The 19,590-nt window shown below is 63.5% G+C and carries 17 protein-coding genes; 9 read left to right on the forward strand and 8 right to left on the reverse strand.

All coding sequences use genetic code 11. The annotated features are described in order from the left end of the window. Positions 1 to 59 precede the first annotated feature (59 nt). Positions 60 to 971, reverse strand: a complete 912-nt coding sequence (locus A0O30_RS16375; protein ID WP_105947185.1) for a LysR substrate-binding domain-containing protein — start codon at positions 969 to 971, stop codon at positions 60 to 62. A gap of 135 nt (positions 972 to 1,106) precedes the next feature. On the opposite strand from A0O30_RS16375, the gene ycaC (A0O30_RS16380) reads away from it, so the two are divergent. The 3 genes from ycaC (A0O30_RS16380) to A0O30_RS16390 all read left to right on the forward strand — a co-directional run bounded on the left by ycaC (A0O30_RS16380) (position 1,107) and on the right by A0O30_RS16390 (position 2,805). Continuing rightward, on the forward strand, positions 1,107 to 1,736 hold the full coding sequence (ycaC, locus tag A0O30_RS16380) for an isochorismate family cysteine hydrolase YcaC (protein ID WP_019096456.1): 630 nt from the start codon (positions 1,107 to 1,109) through the stop codon (positions 1,734 to 1,736). 493 nt (positions 1,737 to 2,229) lie between these two features. Next, the gene (locus tag A0O30_RS16385; RefSeq protein WP_105947186.1) at positions 2,230 to 2,508 is read left to right on the forward strand and encodes a type II toxin-antitoxin system RelE/ParE family toxin; all 279 of its coding nucleotides are present in this window, start codon (positions 2,230 to 2,232) and stop codon (positions 2,506 to 2,508) included. A 12-nt stretch (positions 2,509 to 2,520) separates the two neighbouring features. Next, positions 2,521 to 2,805: a HigA family addiction module antitoxin gene (locus A0O30_RS16390; protein ID WP_105947187.1), complete on the forward strand. Its 285-nt coding sequence runs from the start codon at positions 2,521 to 2,523 to the stop codon at positions 2,803 to 2,805. Positions 2,806 to 2,809: 4 nt separating this feature from the next. Here the strand turns inward: A0O30_RS16390 and A0O30_RS16395 are convergent, their stop codons facing one another. Both A0O30_RS16395 and A0O30_RS16400 read right to left on the reverse strand, forming a co-directional pair. Beyond that, positions 2,810 to 4,597 carry a monovalent cation:proton antiporter-2 (CPA2) family protein gene (locus A0O30_RS16395; protein ID WP_105947188.1) on the reverse strand — a complete coding sequence of 596 codons (1,788 nt, stop codon included), beginning with the start codon at positions 4,595 to 4,597 and terminating at the stop codon, positions 2,810 to 2,812. Positions 4,598 to 4,866: 269 nt separating this feature from the next. Further along, positions 4,867 to 5,838: a GlxA family transcriptional regulator gene (locus A0O30_RS16400; protein ID WP_105947189.1), complete on the reverse strand. Its 972-nt coding sequence runs from the start codon at positions 5,836 to 5,838 to the stop codon at positions 4,867 to 4,869. A gap of 137 nt (positions 5,839 to 5,975) precedes the next feature. Between A0O30_RS16400 and A0O30_RS16405 the strand changes: the two genes are divergently transcribed. Together A0O30_RS16405 and ycaC (A0O30_RS16410) are read left to right on the forward strand one after the other, a co-directional pair. Continuing rightward, positions 5,976 to 6,338: an AraC family transcriptional regulator gene (locus A0O30_RS16405; RefSeq protein ID WP_105947190.1), complete on the forward strand. Its 363-nt coding sequence runs from the start codon at positions 5,976 to 5,978 to the stop codon at positions 6,336 to 6,338. 72 nt (positions 6,339 to 6,410) lie between these two features. After that, a complete protein-coding gene (gene ycaC / locus A0O30_RS16410; RefSeq protein WP_060498171.1) occupies positions 6,411 to 7,037 on the forward strand; it encodes an isochorismate family cysteine hydrolase YcaC in 627 nt (208 codons plus the stop codon). Positions 7,038 to 7,091: 54 nt separating this feature from the next. Here ycaC (A0O30_RS16410) and A0O30_RS16415 read toward each other — a convergent pair whose 3' ends face one another. Beyond that, positions 7,092 to 12,140: an ATP-binding sensor histidine kinase gene (locus tag A0O30_RS16415; RefSeq protein ID WP_105947191.1), complete on the reverse strand. Its 5,049-nt coding sequence runs from the start codon at positions 12,138 to 12,140 to the stop codon at positions 7,092 to 7,094. A gap of 240 nt (positions 12,141 to 12,380) precedes the next feature. Between A0O30_RS16415 and A0O30_RS16420 the strand changes: the two genes are divergently transcribed. The 3 genes from A0O30_RS16420 to A0O30_RS16430 all read left to right on the forward strand — a co-directional run bounded on the left by A0O30_RS16420 (position 12,381) and on the right by A0O30_RS16430 (position 14,318). Beyond that, a complete protein-coding gene (locus tag A0O30_RS16420) occupies positions 12,381 to 13,373 on the forward strand; it encodes a response regulator (RefSeq protein WP_105947192.1) in 993 nt (330 codons plus the stop codon). Continuing rightward, the gene (locus A0O30_RS16425) at positions 13,370 to 13,738 is read left to right on the forward strand and encodes a response regulator transcription factor (RefSeq protein WP_177410282.1); all 369 of its coding nucleotides are present in this window, start codon (positions 13,370 to 13,372) and stop codon (positions 13,736 to 13,738) included. Before A0O30_RS16420 ends, A0O30_RS16425 begins: the two co-directional genes overlap by 4 nt. A gap of 142 nt (positions 13,739 to 13,880) precedes the next feature. After that, on the forward strand, positions 13,881 to 14,318 hold the full coding sequence (locus A0O30_RS16430) for a DoxX family protein (protein WP_105947194.1): 438 nt from the start codon (positions 13,881 to 13,883) through the stop codon (positions 14,316 to 14,318). Here A0O30_RS16430 and A0O30_RS16435 read toward each other — a convergent pair. Next, complete coding sequence (locus A0O30_RS16435; RefSeq protein WP_105947195.1) at positions 14,315 to 15,805, reverse strand: YifB family Mg chelatase-like AAA ATPase; 1,491 nt, start codon at positions 15,803 to 15,805, stop codon at positions 14,315 to 14,317. The two genes, A0O30_RS16430 and A0O30_RS16435, sit on opposite strands and share 4 nt — an antisense overlap. Positions 15,806 to 16,062: 257 nt before the next feature. Here A0O30_RS16435 and A0O30_RS16440 point away from each other — a divergent pair, with 257 nt between their 5' ends. Next, positions 16,063 to 18,057 carry a DUF4034 domain-containing protein gene (locus tag A0O30_RS16440; protein ID WP_105947196.1) on the forward strand — a complete coding sequence of 665 codons (1,995 nt, stop codon included), beginning with the start codon at positions 16,063 to 16,065 and terminating at the stop codon, positions 18,055 to 18,057. Positions 18,058 to 18,177: 120 nt separating this feature from the next. Here A0O30_RS16440 and A0O30_RS16445 read toward each other — a convergent pair whose 3' ends face one another. From A0O30_RS16445 to A0O30_RS16455, 3 genes are read right to left on the reverse strand one after another with little or no spacing between them, the layout of a single operon-like run. After that, on the reverse strand, positions 18,178 to 18,606 hold the full coding sequence (locus tag A0O30_RS16445) for a molybdopterin-binding protein (protein ID WP_105947197.1): 429 nt from the start codon (positions 18,604 to 18,606) through the stop codon (positions 18,178 to 18,180). 38 nt (positions 18,607 to 18,644) lie between these two features. Next, positions 18,645 to 18,998: a gamma-glutamylcyclotransferase family protein gene (locus A0O30_RS16450; protein ID WP_060498165.1), complete on the reverse strand. Its 354-nt coding sequence runs from the start codon at positions 18,996 to 18,998 to the stop codon at positions 18,645 to 18,647. Beyond that, positions 18,999 to 19,265, reverse strand: a complete 267-nt coding sequence (locus A0O30_RS16455; RefSeq protein ID WP_105947198.1) for an accessory factor UbiK family protein — start codon at positions 19,263 to 19,265, stop codon at positions 18,999 to 19,001. Positions 19,266 to 19,590: the final 325 nt, after the last annotated feature.

The following is a 19,590-nucleotide window of genomic DNA, read 5'->3' on the forward strand; positions in this document are numbered from 1 at the left end:
GTGCCGTACCTGTGGGAGCTGGCTTGCCGGCGATAGGGCCAGTGCAGGCAGTAGAAGGCTCAAGCCATGTCGCTAATGGCGAATTCCTCAGCCAGATGGTCGATCAGCGCCCGCACCGAAGGCAGCAACCCGCGCCGCGAAGGGAAGATCGCATGCACGATGCCGCAACGCGGATGCCAGTCGGGTATCAACTCCACCAACCGCCCCGCAGCCAGGTCTTCGCGCACCGCCACTCGCGGCAAGTGCGCAATCCCCACCCCAGCCACCACGAAATGGCGCAGGGCAAACAAATCGTCAGTCACCATGCGCGGCGTATGCGGGATGACAATGCTGCGGCTGCTGTCCTCACCCTGGAACAGCTCCCACTGGTACTCACGTTGTGCGCTGCCCCAATGCAGGCTCGGCAGCGTGCCAAGCAACTGCGGATCGAAGCCCTTGGGCAATTGCTCCAGGTACTGCGGCTGGCCCACCAGGCACTGGGTACTGTTGCTCAGCACCTTCATCACCATGTCGGTGTTCTCCAGCGGTGGAAAGCGCACCCGCAGGGCAATGTCGAAGCCCTCGTGCAGCAGGTCGACGCGGCGGTTGGTGCTTTCGATGAACAGCTCCACCTGCGGGTACTTGAGCATGTAACGGGTCAGCATCGGCCCGACCCAGGAGTTGAGCAGGGTGGTGGGGCAGCTGATACGCACCAGCCCGCGCGGCTCGCTGCGGTTGCGCTCGATGATCTCCGCCGCGCCCTCGGCCTCCACGCGCATGGCCAGGCAGCGGTTGTAGTAGGCCTGGCCGATTTCGGTGAGCGAGCAGTGGCGGCTGGTGCGGTGCAGCAGGCGCACGCCCAGGCGGTCCTCAAGGTCGGCGATGCGCCGGCTGAGCTTTGACTTGGGCATGTCCAGCGCTCGGCCTGCCGGGGCGAAACCACCGTGCTCGACTACCTGGGTGAAGTAGTAGAGGGAATTGAGGTCTTCCAATGATCGTTCTCCAAACGGAACGCTAAGGGCGGTTTTCGCAGTCTAGTGCAGCAAAGGTGATGATTTTAATCTGTGCCCATCAACGCGAAACACCCCGAATAGCTGAAAAATTCATAAACCTTAGGAGCACAGACCATGAGCAAATTCACCTACAACCGCCTGAACAAAGACGACGCTGCCGTACTGCTGGTAGACCACCAGGCGGGCCTGCTGTCGCTGGTGCGCGACATCGAGCCGGACAAGTTCAAGAACAACGTGCTGGCCCTGGCTGACCTGGCCAAGTTCTTCAACCTGCCGACCATCCTCACCACCAGCTTCGAGCAAGGCCCCAACGGCCCGCTGGTGCCAGAGCTGAAAGCACTGTTCCCGGATGCGCCGTACATCGCTCGCCCTGGCCAGATCAATGCCTGGGATAACGAAGACTTCGTGAAGGCGGTGAAGGCCACTGGCAAGAAGCAGCTGATCATTGCCGGTGTGGTGACTGAGGTTTGTGTAGCCTTCCCGGCGCTGGCTGCCCTGGAAGAAGAGTTCGATGTGTTTGTGGTGACCGATGCGTCCGGCACTTTCAACGAAATGACCCGCGATGCTGCCCATGACCGCATGAGCCGGGCGGGTGCACAGCTGATGACCTGGTTTGGCGTGGCCTGTGAGCTGCACCGCGACTGGCGCAACGACATCGAAGGGCTGGCGGCGCTGTGCTCCAACCACATTCCGGATTATCGCAACCTGATGACCAGCTACAACGCGCTGACTGCGGGTAAGTAATTAATCAGTAGCAGTACGCACACAGGCCGGCTCCCTCTGTAGGGAGCCGGCCTTTTTTGTTGCTGTTTGTTCCAGCCATTGACCTGTATTGGCCGTGTTGTTAGCGTTTCACCCGAGCGCGAAGCCAGTTGTCATTCAGCGACAGTAACTGGATCAGGAACCCCATCGATGGCTGAATCATCAGTGTAGGGTGAGACCTCCACACCCTGGCTTGAGGTGTGCGTGTGAATATCAAGCATCTGATAGGGCCACTGGAAACAGTGGCTCTTTTCTGTGGTTGGTACAGACATCCGTATCAGCACGGCCTCCGTGGAAGCCATGGGCTGTAACCCTTTTTGGGAAGTCTCCTACATGAAGGTGCGGACGGCATAACTGCGCCAAATAGGCAGGCCAAGCGCAAACTGAGCACCCGGAAATTCTTCAGGAGTGTCTCAATGTGCCACGCCAATGCTAGCTTGAAAAGTGTAAGGCATGACCTTACACTCAATCACCAATGATCAGAAGTTTCAGGCACAAAGGCCTGAGGCTTCTCCATCAGCAGCGAGACTCGTCTGGAGTGCGTGCAGACCATGTAAATCGCTTGCGGCGTTTACTTGCTTCCCTTGAGGTCGCGCAAACGGCAGCAGACATGAACCGTCCCGGCTACCGCCTTCATCCTCTGCATGGAAAGCTGGATAGCTTTTGGGCAGTGAATGTCTCGGGTAACTGGCGCTTGGTATTTCGCTTCGTTGGTACCGATGTGGAGCTTGTTGACTATCTGGATTACCACTAGGGGGCTTCAGTCATGCCTATGTTCGATCCTCCCCACCCTGGGGAGTCTTTGCGAGAAGATGTGTTGCCCGCAATTGGCATGAACGTCTCTGAATTAGCTCGCCACCTTGGCTATTCACGTGGGCAGTTATCCACTGTGCTCAACGGGCGCGCCGCCATTTCAGCCGATCTTGCTTATCGACTTGAGCTGGCTGGCCTCGGTCCTGCCCGGCAGTACCTTGCCGAACAGGCAGCTTACGATCTTTGGCAAGCCGCCCACCGTGAGCATCCTCAGATAGAGCGATTGGTTTTCGTCTGACTATTCAATCCGCATCCGAATCAAACAACCGCTCCAACTCCACCCGCGCCTCCTTGGCCGTCTGCATCACCTTGGCCCGGTCATCGCGCACCTGCCCCTGGGCCACCAGCACTTCCTCGTCATGCTGGGTAAACCGCGCAATCCGGTCCGCCGCCTGTTCATCGCTCAAGCCCAACCCTACCAATGCCCGGCGGGTCATCTCCAGGCTGGAGTAGAACGTCTCGCGAATCGGCTCTGCACCCACATCCACCAACTTGTGCACATGCTGGCGGTTACGTGCCCGGGCCAGCACTTTCAGGTGCGGGTACAGGCGCTTCACGCGTTCAGCCGTATGAATGGCAGCTTCCGGGTCATCGATGGTGATGATGAAGTACTCCGCCTCACCCACCTTGGCCGCATGCAGCACTTCGGAGCGCAGCGGGTCGCCGTAGAACACCGGCACCTGTTCGAACATGCGGGTCATCTCGATGGTGTCCACCGAGGTTTCCAGGGCAATGAACGGAACTTTCTGCGCCCGCAGGATGCGCGCAACGATCTGGCCCATGCGGCCCATGCCGACGATCACCACCCGTGGCGTATCAGTCTGGATCTGCTTGTACTGCTCAGGCACTTCTCGCACAGGCTGCGGGCGTTTGAGGGCGCGTGCGCAGCCCAGCATCAGCAGCGGGGTGATGGCCATCGACAGGGTGATGGTCATCAACAACAGGTCGTAAGTCTGGGTGTCGAACAGCCCCTGGTCCTTGCCCAGCTTGAACACCACGAAGGCAAACTCGCCGCCGGCAGCCAGCACCATGCCCAAACGCAGGGCGCTGGCGCTGTTCAGGCCACCGGCCAGGCGGCCGACGCCAATCAGCAGCACCAGCTTCACCGCCACCAGCAGCAGGGTCAAACCCAGCAGCACCAGCGGCATTTCCAGCAACAGACGCAGGTTGGCGCCCATGCCGACGCTGATGAAGAACAGCCCCAGCAGCAGGCCCTTGAACGGTTCGATCTGCGATTCCAGCTCGTGGCGGTATTCCGAGTCGGCCAGCAGCAAGCCGGCGAGGAACGCACCCAAAGCCATCGAAACACCGGCTTCCTCCATCAGCCAGGCAGTGCCGATCACCACCAGCAGCGCGGTGGCGGTGGACACTTCCGGCAGGCCGGTGCGGGCCACGGTGCGGAACACCGGGCGCAGCAGGTAGCGGCCGCCGATGATGACCACGGCGATGCTGGCGAATACCTTCAGACCGTGTTGCAGGCTGTCGCCGTGGCTGGTGTCCGGGCCACTGGCGGCCAGCAACGGAACCAGGGCAATCAGCGGGATGGCGGCGATGTCCTGGAACAGCAGGATGGCGAAGGCCAGGCGGCCGTGCGGGGCGTTCAATTGCTTGCTCTCGGCCAGGCTCTGCAGGCCAAGGGCGGTGGACGACAGCGCCAGGCCCAGGCCGAGCACGATGGCCGCCGGCAGCGTCTGGCTGAAGCCGAACAGGGCGATGGCACCGATCAGCGCGCCGGTCAGCAGCACTTGGGCTGTGCCGACGCCGAACACCGATTTGCGCATCAGCCACAGGCGCTTGGGCGACAGTTCAAGGCCGATGATGAACAGCAGCAGCACCACACCCAGTTCGGAAATATGCGCCACGCTTTCGGTGTCGCGGATCAGGCCCAGTGCCTGCGGGCCAATGATAACGCCTGCGAGCAGGTAGCCGAGTACGGCGCCTAGCTGCAGGCGTTTGGCCAGGGGGACGGCGAGGACTGCGGCGAGCAGGAAGATGACGGCGGTTTGCAGCAGGCTGCCTTCGTGTGGCATTGGCTCGTACTCCATGAGCTGCCGGGGCAGCGTTTGAACAGTTTGGCCGACAATTCTGGGGAATGAGGGGGTGGTAGACAATCTGCTTTCAGGGAGAAAGATTGTCCTGGAAAAAATGACAGTTGCTGCAAGCTGCGATCAATTGTGGGAGCGGCCTTGTGTCGCGAAAGGGCTGCGCAGCAGTCCCGGGATTTTGAGGTGGGGCAGAAATTTCTGGGGCTGCTTTGCAGCCCTTTCGCGACACAAGGCCGCTCCCACAGGGCCCGCGCTCATACGCCACCAAACTGCGCCCGATACTGCGCCGGCGTCATCCCGATGCGCTCACAGAACACCTTGCGCATATGCCGGTCACTGCCAAATCCGCACTGCGCCGCCACCACCTTCAATGGCAGGTCGCTGCCTTCGAGCAGTTTGCGCGCCCGGTCGATCCGCGCATTCTGCAGGTACTGCAACGGCGTCACCCCCACCTCGCGCTGGAACGTGCGGGCGAAGTTGCGGCTGCTCATGGCCACCAGGTCGGCCATCTTCTGCACGGTAAACGTCTGCTCGATATGGTCGACGATGTGCGCCTGTACCCGGGCAATCGGCGAATCATCACGCGGCACCGCCGCCAGCAACGGCCCGTACGGGGTCTGCCCGCCTTGGCGATGACGGGCGACCAGCAGCACCTTGGCCACTTCCAGGGCCAGCGCCTTGCCGTGGTCCTCGGCCACCACCGCCAGCGCCAGGTCGATACCCGCAGTGATCCCGCCCGAGGTAATCAGGCAGCGGTCGATCACGTAGATCTGCTCAGTCTCGACCTTGGCCTGAGGAAACGCCCGCGCCAGGCGCTCCACGTAATTCCAGTGGGTGGTGCAGCGGTAGCCGTCCAGCAGCCCCGCCCGGCCCAGCAGGAACACCCCGGTACAAATGGCACCAAAGCGCTTGGCGCTGCGCACCGCCCCTGGCAACCAGCGCTCCAGCGCTGGCACGGCAATGTCATACGCGCCAGGGCCGCCGGGCACCAGCAACAGGTCGACGGCGTCCGGCAAGTCTTCCAGGCGCAGGTCGGCCACCACTTTCAGCCCACAGGAGCCGCGCACCGCTGCTTGCCCTTCGGCCAGGGTGAGCAGCCGGTATTGCCGCTCTGCCGGCAAAAAACGGTTGGCGATGGCGAACGCATCCATGGGCCCGGTCACATCCAGCAAGAGCACATCGTTGAACAGCACCATGGCCACGGTGCGGTGAGCGGTTACCTGCATGCTTCTTCGCTCGATAGCTGAATACAACGTGCATCTTACGGTATACCGCTGCGCACAATTAAGAACAATTCAGGTTTGGCTCAGGACTTTGTCATGTGCCGGGGGCGAGACTTTCTGCATTCAACAGGAGAGTCGCCATGCACCCCGGCACGCCCCAAGAGCCGCTGCAAACCCCCGGCGCACTGACGCCCGCGCGGTTACGCCAGGCCAAGGAACTGATGCTGCGCAGCTCGCTGTCGATCATCGAGATCGCCAGCGTGTGCAACCTCACCCGCAGCCACTTCTCCCGCGCCTTCAAGGTCAACACCGGCCTTTCGCCCCAGGCCTGGCGCCTGCTGGCACGCATGGAAAAGGCCAAGCGCCTGCTCGCCACCGAAGCACCGATAACCCATGTGAGCCTGGAATGCGGCTTTTGCGACCAGGCCCATTTCACCCGCGCCTTCAGCCGCCTGGTTGGCCAGCCGCCCAAGGCCTGGCGGCAGGCGCAGGCCATTTCTTAAGCCGTATCTATCCACCGGTATAGCCCCTTGCGGACAGTACCGGCCCGTATTCCCAACCCAAGGAGTCACCCCATGAGCCAACCCGATTACAAGCGCTTGAACAAAGACGACGCCGTGGTCCTGCTGGTAGACCACCAGACCGGCCTGATCTCGCTGGTGCAGGACTTCTCGCCCAACGAGTTCAAGAACAACGTGCTGGCCCTGGGTGACCTGGCCAAGTTCTTCGGCCTGCCGACCATCCTCACCACCAGCTTCGAGCAAGGCCCGAACGGCCCGCTGGTGCCCGAGCTGAAAGAGATGTTCCCGGATGCGCCGTACATTGCCCGCCCCGGCCAGATCAACGCCTGGGACAACGAAGACTTCGTCAAGGCGATCAAGGCCACTGGCCGCAAGCAGCTGATCATCGCCGGCGTGGTAACCGATGTATGCGTGGCGTTCCCGACCCTGTCGGCGCTGGCCGAAGGCTTTGAGGTGTTTGTGGTGACCGATGCTTCGGGTACCTTCAACGAAACCGTGCAACAGGCAGCGTGGGTACGCATGACCCAGGCGGGCGCGCAGATGATGAACTGGTTCTCGGTGGCGTGTGAGCTGCACCGTGACTGGCGCAACGATATCGAAGGGCTGGGTAACCTGCTGTCGCAGCGTATTCCTAACTACCGAAATCTGATGAACAGCTATGCAGCGTTGACTTCGCGTTGATGTAAACCTGTACCGGCCTCTTCGCGGGTTTACCCGCGAAGAGGCCGGTACAGGCTACAAAGGATTCACAGGCAGGGTGAAGCGAATCCGACACCCACCCAACTCCGACACCAAGGCCTGCAACTGCCCACCATGGGCCTGCACCACCGAACTGCAAATGGCCAACCCCATCCCCATCCCGCTGCGCTTGGTGGTGTAGAACGCCCCGAACACCTGCTCCCGCTCCTCAGGTGCAATCCCCGGCCCATTGTCGTCCACGCAAATCTCCACCGCATCCCCGACGACCGCCGAAGCAATACGCAGCACCCCGTCACCGCGATACCCCGCCAGCGCCTCCAGCCCGTTGTTGATCAGGTTGTACACCAATTGCTGCAACTGCACCGGGTCGGCCATCACACTCACCCCTGCCTGCAAGCGTGTCTGCACGTCCACCGTGCCCTTGGCGGCATCGGCCGAGGTCAGGCGCACGACCTCACGGATCAGCTCATCCAGCTTCACGGCCTTGAGCTGCACCGGCGATTGTTTGGCCAGCGAACGCAGTGCGCGCACGATGTTGGCTGCACGCTCGCTGTCGTTGCGGATGTCCTCCAGGCCGGCAATCGCTTCTTCCAGGTCGGGCTTGGCGCGCTTGAGCCAGCGCAGGCTGGCGGCGGCGTTGGAGGCAATCCCCAGCAACGGCTGGCTGATCTCGTGGGCGATGGACGCCGACAGCTCGTTCATCACCTGCAGGTGCGCACTGCGGGCCAGCTCTGCACGAGAGCGGCGCAGCTCGGCCTCCATCTGCGCGCGGCTCTGGTTGTCTTCGGCCAGGCGGGTATAGAACTTGGCAGTTTGCAGCGACACCGCCGCCTGCGACGCGAGGATTTCCAGCATGGCCAGGCGCTGGCTGCCAAACAGGTTGGGCACCAGGCGGTTTTCCAGGTACACCAGGCCGATCAGCACGCCCTGGATCACCAGCGGCAGGCACAGCACCGAACGGGCGTTGCGTGCCTGCAGCTCGTGGCGGAAGGCTTCGGGGCAATCGCTTTGGGCATCGTTGAGCACCAGTGGCTTGCGGGTGCGCATGGTGGCGTTGATGACTGAAAGCGGTGCCTGGGTCATGAACTTCTGGCAGTTGTCCATGCTCACGTGCAGCCCGGCATCGTCGATGTAGGCGAGGGCAGCCATCTGGAATTCGGCACCGCTAACGATCAGCAGTGCGCCATGGTCGGCACCTGAATGCTGGGTCAGGTGGCCCATCAGGGTTTCGATCAGGCCTTCGAGCAGTACTTCTTCGGACAACGCGCGCGCCGCTTCTATGCCCGCTTCCAGGTCCAGCTTGGCCTGGTGGTCGGTGTGGCAGGCTTCCTGGATCGGCTGGGTGCGCAAGAAGGGGTGCAGTGCCTCCAGCTGATGCACCTTGCCGGTCGCCCCCCAGATATGGAAACAGTCGCGGGCAACGCGCAGGTGCAGGTTGGCACCGGAAATCAGGCCGCTGGGGATACACACCTCGGCCAGCTGTTCATGGGCCAGGGCCTGTTCTTGGATGAAACCGGCAGCGGCGGCGGCGATCTGCGCCTGGTCGAAGCAGCGGATGGCGCTCAGGCCGTCGCCTTCGAGCTTGGCGATCACGCCTTCGATCAGCAACAGCTTGTTGCGGAAGGTGGCCGGGTTGAAACCGGCCCAGCGGCCGAAGCGCTCGCGCAGGGCCTGCAGCTCGCGCAGCTTGTCGGCAATGCTGCCAGCGGCCTCGGGGCTGCCCAGGGCCAGGCCGCGAAACAGGTGAAAGTCGGCCAGGTTGATGTGCGCCGGTACTGCCCAGGTGTTGTCTGCGGCCAGTGCCAGGTTGCGCATGGCCTGCGGGATATTGCCCAGGTAGAAGTCGCACATGCCGGCGAACAGGTACTGGAAGAACCGCGTCGTGGGCGATTTCGAGGCTGTGGCCGAGGCTGGGCAGGGCGTGCCGCTCAAGCGGGTGACGAACGCTTGCTGGGCTAGCAGGATCTGCTCGACGTCGCGGTAACCGTAGCGACGTACGGTGGTCAGGCCTTGCGCTAATTCCTCGACCACGTCTGGCAGGTAACGGCCCATGAACAGCGAGTCGGAAACCAGGTGGTTGCAGGCGTAGCAGCTCATCGCCAAGTCGCCGCTCAGGCGCCCTGAATCGACCGCATCCAGCGCGGTACGGCGGGCGAACTCCATGGGCGAGGTCCAGGCGCTGACCTGGTCCAGGGCCAGCAGCGCGCTGGTCAGGTCCGCGTCGAAGCCGTGCCGTTCAATCAGCTTGAGTGCGGCCAGGCAGCAGGCGTGGCCATCATGGTAAGCGCCGAAACGCTCGGCAATCATCACCCCGTACCAGGCCATGCCATAAGTGCTGCCCGGGGCAGCACCGTGCAGCAGCGACAGCTCCATGAGCTTGGCCAGGTGCAGAAAGCAGATGTCGTCCTTGACGAAAAATGATGACGACAGGGTGGCCAGCAGGCTGATGGCAACCGTCACTTCTTCCGAATCGGTGCGCTGCAGCGACTCCAGACAGTGCCGCCCTTTCTGTTCGATCAAGGCCTGCACATGGGCATGACTCGCCTCGACCTGTTGCCAGTCGATGCCCCGTACCGGGCTTATACCCAACAAGTCCAGGCCGGATATGGCGCTGTCGATGGCTGCCTGATAGTCGCCGCGCAAGGTATGCAGCAGTGCCTGCAGGCGGCACACCCGCGCCTGGTCCAGCGTCGAACGTGCGCGCTGGCGGCATTCGGTGATCCGGGCTTCGGCTGCGATCATTCGCGACAGTTGCATGTCGCACTCCGTCGCCATGCAGGCGATGGCAAAGCCATGTGTGGCGCGGCTTTCCAGCGTGGCACCGTGCTGCAGAAGCTGCTCGGCGGTGTGCAGGTAGCCTGCGCTCTGCTCGAAAGCGCCACCGTCGCGTGCGCGCGTTGCTGCTTCGCGCAAAAGCTGCAGGAACGCTTCGCAGTCATCTGCTGCAAACCCGCATGGGCTGGCGCGTTGCAGCTGGCTGGCGAGCTCGAACAGTGCATCGTGCAGGTGGTGTGGCCAGGCCTGTCGCATGGCCAGGGCAATACGTGCATGCAGTTGGGTACGTTCGCGTATGGGCGTGAGCGCGTACGCGGCTTCCATCACCCGCTCATGGGCAAAGCCCAGGCCGTTCTGGCCCTGTTGCAGGAAACCCGCGCCAATCAAGGCTTTCAACGGTTCGCCAGGCGCCTGGGCAAGAACCTGCTGAAGCAAGCGCTCATCGCAGCGGCTGCCCGCCGCGCTGGCCACCCGCAGCAGGTCGCGTTGCGGCATCGGCAGGCGGGCCAGGCGGTGGATCATCAGGTCGGCGACATTGTCGGAATAGCGGTGGCGGGCCACGGCCTGCAGGCACCATGACCAGCGCATGGCCTGGGTGTCGAAGGTGAACAGCTGGTCCTCGACCATGGCCCGGAGGATCTGATTGATGAAGAACGGGTTGCCCGCCGTCTTGTCGTGCACCAACACGGCCACCGGCAATGCGTCCTCGGGGCCGATGTGGTAGCGCTCGCCGATCAGCTCGGACACCGCGTCCACAGCCAGAGGCCGCAGGTTCAGCGTGGTGCTGCGTACCGTTGCGGGTAGGCTAAGGGGGGCACTGCTGGCTGGCGCATCATTGCGCCGGGCGACGATCAACAGCAGGTTGCCGGGTGCGTGAGCCAGCAGCTGCGTCAACAGTTGCTGGCTGGCGTCGTCGGCCCACTGCAGGTCATCGAAGAACAGCACCAGCGGCTGACCGGGGCGGCTGAACACCTGCAAGAACTCGACGATCGCCCGTAGCTCCTTCTGCAGTGCCAGGCGCGTGGGCTTGGCCGGCAACTCGGGCAAGGGGCCAAGGATCAGTTGCAGGTCTGGGGCCAGCTTGCCGAGCAGCCGGCCATGGCCTTTGATGCGGCGCAGGATCTCGCGGCGCAGGCTGTCGAGGGCCTGGCTGTTCTTGGCCAGCAACTGGGTGGTCAGCGCACCGAGAATGTCGACCCAGGGTGCGTAGGGCACGGTTTGGGCAACGCCGTTGCACTTGCCGATGGCCCAGTAACCCTGGGCGTTGGCTTTGAGTGCTGCCTCGACCAGAGTCGACTTGCCCATGCCGGTGGCGCCGTTGATGAACAGGGCTTGCGGCTTGCTGTCGCGGCGCAGGGCCTTGAGCAGCAGGGCGATGGCCTTCTGTTCGGCGCAGCGGCCATACAGGCGTTCGCGGCCAGGCGTGGCGGGGTCGGCGCAGCCTGGCTCGAAGCCCTGAATGGTCTTGCTGGCGGCCCATTGCCGCTGGCAGTGGGCCAGGTCTACCGCCAGGGCGCGCGCACTCTGATAGCGGGCGTCGGGCTCCTTGGCCAGCGCCTTGGCCAGCACCCGGCTGAGCGGCTGTGGCACGTTGCTGTCCACTTCGCAGGCCGCCCTTGGCTGCACGCCGGCATGCAGCTGGCGCCAGTGCTGAGTGTCGCGCCCTGCCAGCGGCAGTTCACCCAGCAGCAACTGGTACAGGATCGCACCCAGGGCATAGATGTCACTGCGCTGATCGCTGCTGCTGCCGTGCGGGCAGACCTGTTCCGGTGCCAGGTACGACCAGTTGCCGAGCGGGGCGCCTTGTTCGCCAATCAGTTCCGCCAGGTCGGCGCGAAAACAGCCTAGGCGCACTCGCTGGTTGGCGTACAGGCACACGTACTCGGGCTGTAGCGCGCCATGCAGCACATTGCGTGCGTGAGCCTGTGCCAAGGCATTGGCCGCATTTACCGCGATGTCGAGAAATGGCGCCAGGGCTGCGGGGCCTTCGGCGATCAGGTCGGCGATTGAGTAGCCAGCCGGGTACACCAGCAGCGGGCCTTCGGCCGAACGCACGAACGCAGACGGGATCACCGCCCACTGCGGGTCCAGTTGCAGGCGGTAGTCTCTTTCCAGGCGCTGACAGGCGGCCGGGGCCTCGAGCGGCGCGCGTACGGCGATCCAGGCCTGATGGGTGGCCGGGTCGCGCAGGCGAAAGTAGCTGAGCTCGCCTTCCTGTCCCAGCGCGCTGATGTCGCACCGGTTCAGCCAGCCCTCGTCAACCGACTGGTCGTATTCGATGGGCCTGTGGGCAAGGCGTTCATCGAGCATAAAGCACCCCCTGCTAGCGACATCCTGAGGCGCGAGTATACGCAGCGGGCCCAGTAAGGATGCGGCTTGTAGCCTGCCTGGCAGGAACGGGCACGCTGTTGTCCGTTATCGCACCCTGCGGGCAGACGGGCTTTTGTATAGTCCTGAGGGCAACCTATCCCTCGGGATAATTGTGTGAACGCGTACGCTGTCCTAGCCTGCCCGGGGCTGCGTAAACGCCCATGCCCGCGTGAGGACGCCATGATCCGAATAGGCAATGCCCAAGTGTCGCTGGAGCGGCGAGAAGTGTTTCTCGACGGCAAGCCGATCCTGTTGGGTGGCCGCGCATTCGAGGTGTTGGCCACGTTGATCAAGGCCAAGGGCCGGGTGGTCGGCAAGGACGAACTGTTCAGCCAGGTGTGGGCCGGCACGGTGGTCGAGGACAACAACCTGCAGGTGCAGGTGTCTTTGCTGCGCAAGGCCTTTGGCGACCGTGGGCTGATTCAGACCGTACCCCGCCGGGGCTACCGCCTTGCTGCCGAGATAAGCCTTGATGTCCCTTGCCAGGCACCGGGCCACTTGCCGCTGGGTGCCGGTGCCGACATGTTTGAACCCTTGGAAGACAGTGCGAACGTACCGGTGCTGGTGGTGGACGATGACCCCTCGGTGCGTACGGCACTGGGCCGCCTGCTGCGCTCGCAGGATATTCCGCATCATTTGTTCGCCAGTGCCGAGGCGTTGTTCGAAGCCCGTCTGGAAACCCCCTGCGCCTGCCTGCTGCTCGATATGCACCTGCCCGATACCACTGGCCTTGAGGTGCAGCACGCCCTCCGCCAGCTGGGGCTGCCTTGGCCGATCGTGTTCATGACCGGTTTCGGCACCATCCCGATGACGGTGCAGGCCATGCGTGCGGGGGCAGTGGAGTTCCTGACCAAGCCTTTTGATGAAGACCAGTTGCTGACGCTGCTGCAGGCCGTGCGCACCCGGGCTGTGGTCGATGGGCGCAAATGGCACCATGCGCGGCAGGTCGAGGCAAAGTACCAACGCCTGACCCAGCGTGAGCGCCAGGTGTTCTCGCTGGTGGTCGATGGCCTGTCGCACAAGCAGATCGCCAGGCAGATCGGCACCAGCGAAGTGACGACCAAGGTGCACAAGAAAAACATCATGAACAAGATGCAGTCCCGCTCGCTGGTGGAACTGGTGGCCATGCACAACGTCATTGGGGCGCGGGTAGAGGGCCTGGCCGGCGCATGAGCAGATGGGTGTGCATCGTCGACGACGATGCTTCGGTGCGCAAAAGCCTGGCCAACCTGCTGCGTTCGGCCGGATTCGAGAGCCTGGCGTTTGCTGCCGGGGATGTATTCCTGGGTTCGGAGCTGGCGCGGCAGGCGGGCTGTGTGCTGCTCGACCTGAAAATGCCCGGAATGAGCGGGTTGGCCGTGCAGCGCGAGCTGGCCCGGCAGCAGTGGCGGTTGCCAGTGATCTGCATGTCGGCGCATTGGGATGATGACGCGGTGCATGCGGCAATGAGCCTTGGTGCGCTGGCCTGCCTGGGCAAGCCCTTTTCTGAAGAGGTGCTGCTGAGGGTGGTTGAAGAGGCATTGGCTGGCAGGCAGTGATGTGCAGTTAGTACCGGCCTCTTTGCTGGCGTGCTCGCTAAGAGGCCGGTAGCGTTAACATCCATCTCAGCACACCTGCGCAATCAATCTGTTTGCTGCTGGGCAATGCTCGCCGGGTTGACCGATTAGCGAGCCTCTTGCCATGCCCCGCCTGAAAACCTTCCTCGCCCCCCAATCCCCAATCCTGACCGCCGCCGGCCTGCTGTTCATGCGGGTAATGGCCGCCTTGCTACTGCTGTTTATCCATGGGTTACCCAAGCTGCTGAACTGGAGCGGGGAATTGCAGCGTATCGAGGACCCATTCGGGTTGGGCGCACCGCTAACCTTGGGGCTGGCGGTTTTTGCCGAGGTGGTCTGCCCGCTGTTGCTGCTTTTGGGTATTGCCGCGCGCCTGGCTTGCCTGCCTGTGCTGGCAGTGCTGCTGGTGGCGCTGGTGGTGGTGCACCCGGACTGGACGCTGGAGCAGGGGCAATTTGCCTGGTTGCTGGTGGTGCTTTACGGCGGGTTGGCGTTGACTGGGCCTGGAGCGTATTCGGTTTCCGGGTATTTCTGGCGGGGCAAAGCAGCCCCGGTAATCTAACTGCTCCCCGGCCGGTACTGCAGGGCCTCGGCCAGATGAGCCCGGCCAATCGCTTCGCAACCCTCCAGGTCTGCCAATGTTCGTGCCACCTTCAACAAGCGGTGTGCCGCCCGCAGCGATAAGGTCAATCGCTCACAGGCACCCTCCAGCCAGGCCTGGTCTGCTGCCGTCAACTCACAGTGGCGGCGCAACCCCTCAAGGTTGAGAAACGCATTCGCGCACCCTTGGCGCCGGTGCTGCAGTTCTCGTGCTTCAGCCACCCTGACGGCCACATCGGCACTGGTCTCTCCGCAGGGCTGGTTGTTCAGCGTGGTGCTTTCGCGGGCCACGGTCAGGTGCAGGTCGATACGGTCCAGCAGCGGCCCGGACAGCTTGTTGCGATACCGTGCGATCTGCTCGGTGCTGCACCGGCAGCGGCCTGTGGGGTCGCCCAGGTAGCCGCAAGGGCAGGGGTTCATGGCAGCCACCAGCTGAAAGCGTGCCGGGAAGCGCACCTTGTCGCGGGCCCGGGCAATCACGATTTCGCCCGATTCCAGCGGCTCGCGCAGCACTTCCAGCACACGCCGTTCGAACTCTGGCAGCTCATCCAGAAACAGCACGCCATGGTGGGCCAGGGTGATTTCGCCCGGTTGCGGCCGGCTGCTGCCTCCGACCAGTGCCGGGCCGGAGGCGGAGTGATGAGGGTGGCGAAACGGCCGTTGTGGCCAGCTATTCAGCGGTGCATGCCCGCTGACCGACTGAATGGCCGCTACTTCCAGCGCCTCGTGCTCGTCCAGCGGCGGCAGCAGCCCGGGCAGGCGGCTGGCGAGCAAGGTCTTGCCGGTGCCCGGGGGGCCTGTGAACAACAGGTTATGTGCCCCGGCCGCTGCCAGTAGTAAAGCCCGTTTGGCTGCCAGTTGGCCCTGCACTTCGCTCAGGTCCGGGTAGGGGCGTTGATGCAGGATCAGGCCATTGGCAGCGTACGGTGGTAGCGGCACCTGGCCATTCAGGTGGGCGACCAGCTCCAGCAGGTGCCCCACTGCATACACCACCAGTCCACCCGCCAGGCTGGCTTCCTCGGCATTTTCCCGTGGTACCACCAGCGCCCGGCCTGCCTCTCGCGCCGCCAGTGCCGCAGGTAGCACGCCCTGCACCGGGCGCAGCTTGCCCGACAGCGCCAGTTCGCCCAGGCATTCGACCTCGGCGAGGGTGGCAACCGGCACCTGGCCGTCGGCAGCCAGGATGCCCAGGGCAATGGCCAGGTCGTAACGCCCGCCATCCTTGGGCAGGTCGGCAGGGGCGAGGTTCTGGGTAATGCGCCGCTGCGGGTAGTTCAGCCCGGAGTTGACGATGGCGCTGCGCACCCGGTCCTTGCTTTCCTTAACGGTGGTTTCCGGCAAACCGACCAGGGTGAGATGGGGCAGGCCATTGGCCAAGTGGGTTTCGACGCTGACTGCCGGTGCCTGCACACCCACCTGGGCGCGGCTATGGACGAGGGCTAGGGACATGGACGCTCCGTTGTCGCTGGAAAGGGCCGCTTCCTGCGGCTGGGCCAAGGATAGCCAGCGCCGTGCCTGGGCGGCGCAAGAAGTGTGCGTCATGGTTTTTCAGGGCAGGGACTTTCCCTGTATTTTCAGGCAGATTGGCAAGAATGGATCCAATTACCTTTGCGCAGGTGCCCGCGATGGCTTAGTGTTGTTGGGCAACTGCCGTTGCCATGGGATGGCACTGCGGCTTCTTTCAAATGGACTTGAGGTATTGCTCCGTGCAAACGCTCGCCCGCACGCGCCAGGTTATCCGCGAACTGGTGCAGGCCAATTCATTCATAGAGCTCACCCGCTTTTTCGACAGCCTCGAGGCGCAATGGCACCAAGCCCCGCCCGGCGAGTTTCCCGCCTACATGGCGGCCCTCGAGGGGCACATGCTGGTCGACCTGAGTAGCCAGGGCGACAGGGCGCTGAGCCAGGTGCTCAAAGCCTGGATCGATGCCTGCCCCAAGGCCTATCACCCGCAGGTGGTAATGGGCCTGCATTGTTTCCACCGCGCCTGTCAGGTGCAGGGCGGCGGCCAAAGCAACGCGGCGCGCGTGCTGGCCGTGGAGCAGATTTGTGAACGCGCGACGGCGCACTTGCTACGCGCCATGGACCGTTCTGCCCAGCCTGTGGCAGCGGCCATTGGTATGCTGCGCATCTGTGCGCAATTGCGCGAGCCCGGCTGGTTGGTCGAACTGTTCCAGGGGCAGCCCGCCCGCTACAGGCCCAGTACCCATACCGATGTGGAAGTGCAGGAGGCTGCGGCGCCACTGCTGGTGAAGCATGGGCTGCTGCCCCTGGCCGAATTGCCACTGGCATTGCCGGCATGCCTGAGCAGGCGGGTCGATCACGAGAACGAAGCCCCCCGCTATTACTGGCTGCGCCATGCGTTGGTTGCCCGCCCGGGTTGCTTCGAAGCGATCCAGGCCCTTGCCGAATACTTGCTGCCCCGTTGGGGCGCCAGCTTCGATGCGCTGGAGCTATTGGCCAATGGGCCGTTGTGCGAGGCGTGGGGCGAAGCGTTACGTAATGCGTTGCGCTGGATGGCCGTTGAAGACCGGCTGAAACTGCCCCATGGCGACCAGTTGCAGGCCGTCGCGGATTGGCAGGAGCTGTTTGATGCCTGGTTGCAACGCCCGCTAAGGCCCAGGGAGCGCGCTGTGGTGTTGGCTTGGCGAGCCGCGCTGCGCAGCAGTGCCTTGCAGGACCTTGTCGGTGGTATGCGCGACTTTACCGCGAGCTTTGCGTGCAACGCCGATCACGGCGCAATCCGCGCCATGGGCGTGCCGTTTCGCTGTCTGGTCGAGCTGATACTGCGCGATGGCATGGCAGATGAACAACAGCTGTTGCGCACCGCCATCGAGCGCCTGTGTGACGGTCGCTTGCATGCTGGCGCCAGTGCACTGCGCGCTGTCGGGCATCGCTTCGGTCTCTGGGGGATGCCGCGCTCGGCCGAGCAGGCAAGGGTATGGTCGCAGGTGGCAGTGAAACTCCAGCGCGCGGGCCAGGTATCGGGCCTCGAGGTGCTTGGCGCGGCGCGGCTGCTGTGGGCTGCCAACCGGCATGAGCTGGCCTGTTACCTGTATGAGCGCTGTGCCGAGCTGAACCTGCCGGGGGCTGCCCTGGGACTGTACGAACTGCACAGCGGCGGCCTGAGCAACACTCCGGCGCACTATCTGGATGACGAGGCGGCAGAGCACTGGCTGCTGCGTGCGGTGGAAACAGGCAGCCGGCAAGCCAAGTACAACCTGGCCTGCTTGCGCATGGAGGGTGATGAGGACCTCAACGAGCGCAGTGCCATGCTGGCCGTCAGGCGCCTGCTGGTCGACGCGCTGGGCAATGCACAAACCAATGCACGCGCGCGCTTGCACCTGGGGATTCTGTTGCGCCAGTTTGGCGAAACGCAGGAACGGGCCGAAGCGGTCGCCTACCTGTCGAGCCTGGTCGAGCACCCGGACCCGTGGATTGCCGGGCGTGCCAGCGCCGAACTGGGGCTGGCCTGGATGCAGGGGCGCGGCACCCGCAAGCAGAGCCGTTTTGCCGCCATCGAATGGGCCAACCGTGCGGCCGCTTTGCAGCCAGGGGATTCGGCCATCGAGGATATCCAGGCCGAGATACTCAATTCACACAACCGGGTGAAAACCTTGGTTACCCAGTGTGGTGCGGCCCTGTTTCGCGGCACCTTGCATGCCAGCGAGTTGCCGCCGAAACAGCTCTGCGCGAGCTAGCACAGGCTTGCTCGAATCCTTGTGGGAGCGGGCAAGCCCGCGAAGCAGGCGACGCGGTGGATGGCGCCGGCTGTGCCGGTGTTCGCGGGCATGCCCGCGCCCACAGGTTAATCTTCAAGCTCAGGGTTTGGCGCCAAGAATGATGTGCGAAGCCTTGATCAGCGCAGTGGCCTTCACGCCCGGTGCCAAACCCAGTTCCTGCACGGCTTCGCGGGTCACGATGGCATACACCTCGGTACCGCCGGCCAGTTTCAGCACCACCTCGGCATTCACCGCACCATCGCCAACCCGCACCACTTCACCTTCCAGGGCGTTACGGGCCGACAGCTTGTAGCCGCCAGCGTCGGTCAGTAGCACCACCCAAGGCGCCTTGACCAGCGCTACGGCGTCTTTGCCGACGTTGATGCTGAGGTTATGCAGGCTGGCCATGGTGACCACTGCCACCAGCTTTTCACCGCCACCCAGGGTCAGTTCGACTTCGGCATTGACCGCACCGGGCTGAACGTTGGTGACTTTGCCTTCGAAAACATTGCGTGCGCTGACTTTCATGGGGAAACGCTCCGTGTAACAACCCGCGCCCGAGGGATTCAGGCGCGCACATAAACCCAGGCAGTCAGGCCCGAGGCAAGGGTGACGGCGACACGCTTGTAGTCGGCGACTTCATAGCGGTCTGCCGCCGCCAGCTCTTCTTCGCTGATCTGGAAGACCATGCCGGCCACGCTGTCATCGGCCTGGCTGCTGGGGGAAACGATGGGGTGACGGGATTTGCCGCTGGCCGCCAGTACGGCCGGGTCGGTGATCTCGACCCAGTCCTGGCGGTAGCCCGGCATGCGGTCGGCCTGGCCGTTCAGCTCACGGCCGAAGTTGGCCAGTTGCACGGCCTTGTCCTGCAAGGTGCCGTAGGAAAACAGCAATACCGGGTAGGCGCTGGAGGGCTGCATTCACTCATCCTGTGGGGTCGGGTTCAGCCGTGCTTCCAGCTCGGCTACTTGTTTTTCCAGGGCCTCGAGGCGTGCGCGGGTGCGCGCCAGCACGACCATCTGGCTGTCGAATTCATCGCGGCTGACCAGGTCCAGCTTGCTGAAGGCACCTTGCATCAGCACCTTGAACTGGCTTTCCAGCTCTGCGCGGGGCTGGGCGGTATCGCCGCTGAACAGGCGCGCGGCCTGGTCGCTCAGGGCATCGAGAAGGGCTTTTGGCGCGAGCATGGGGCTGTCCACTGAAACTGAGAATGGCCGGCAGTGTAGCACGGGCCATTACGCGGCTTGAGGCCACACGCCTGCACGTTTTTCGCGCAACGCGCCCTGCCGGTGCGCACCGAAATTGTGCATGTTTTCCATGCTGGCGACTGGCCAATCCCGACTGATTTGCATAACCCACTGTTTTCCGGTGCTTTGCCGGAACTGGCAAGGTTTCTGCAAAGACCTGTACGAGCCATGCACTGATGCAGTTCCTTGTGACCAGGCAGTGCGCACGCGGAGCCGGATGCCGACGACGCGTTACAAAGCCAACCGCTGCGCTTAGACTTGAGAC

This window comes from Pseudomonas sp. LLC-1, assembly GCF_002992185.1.
GTDB classification, from domain to species: domain Bacteria; phylum Pseudomonadota; class Gammaproteobacteria; order Pseudomonadales; family Pseudomonadaceae; genus Aquipseudomonas; species Aquipseudomonas monteilii.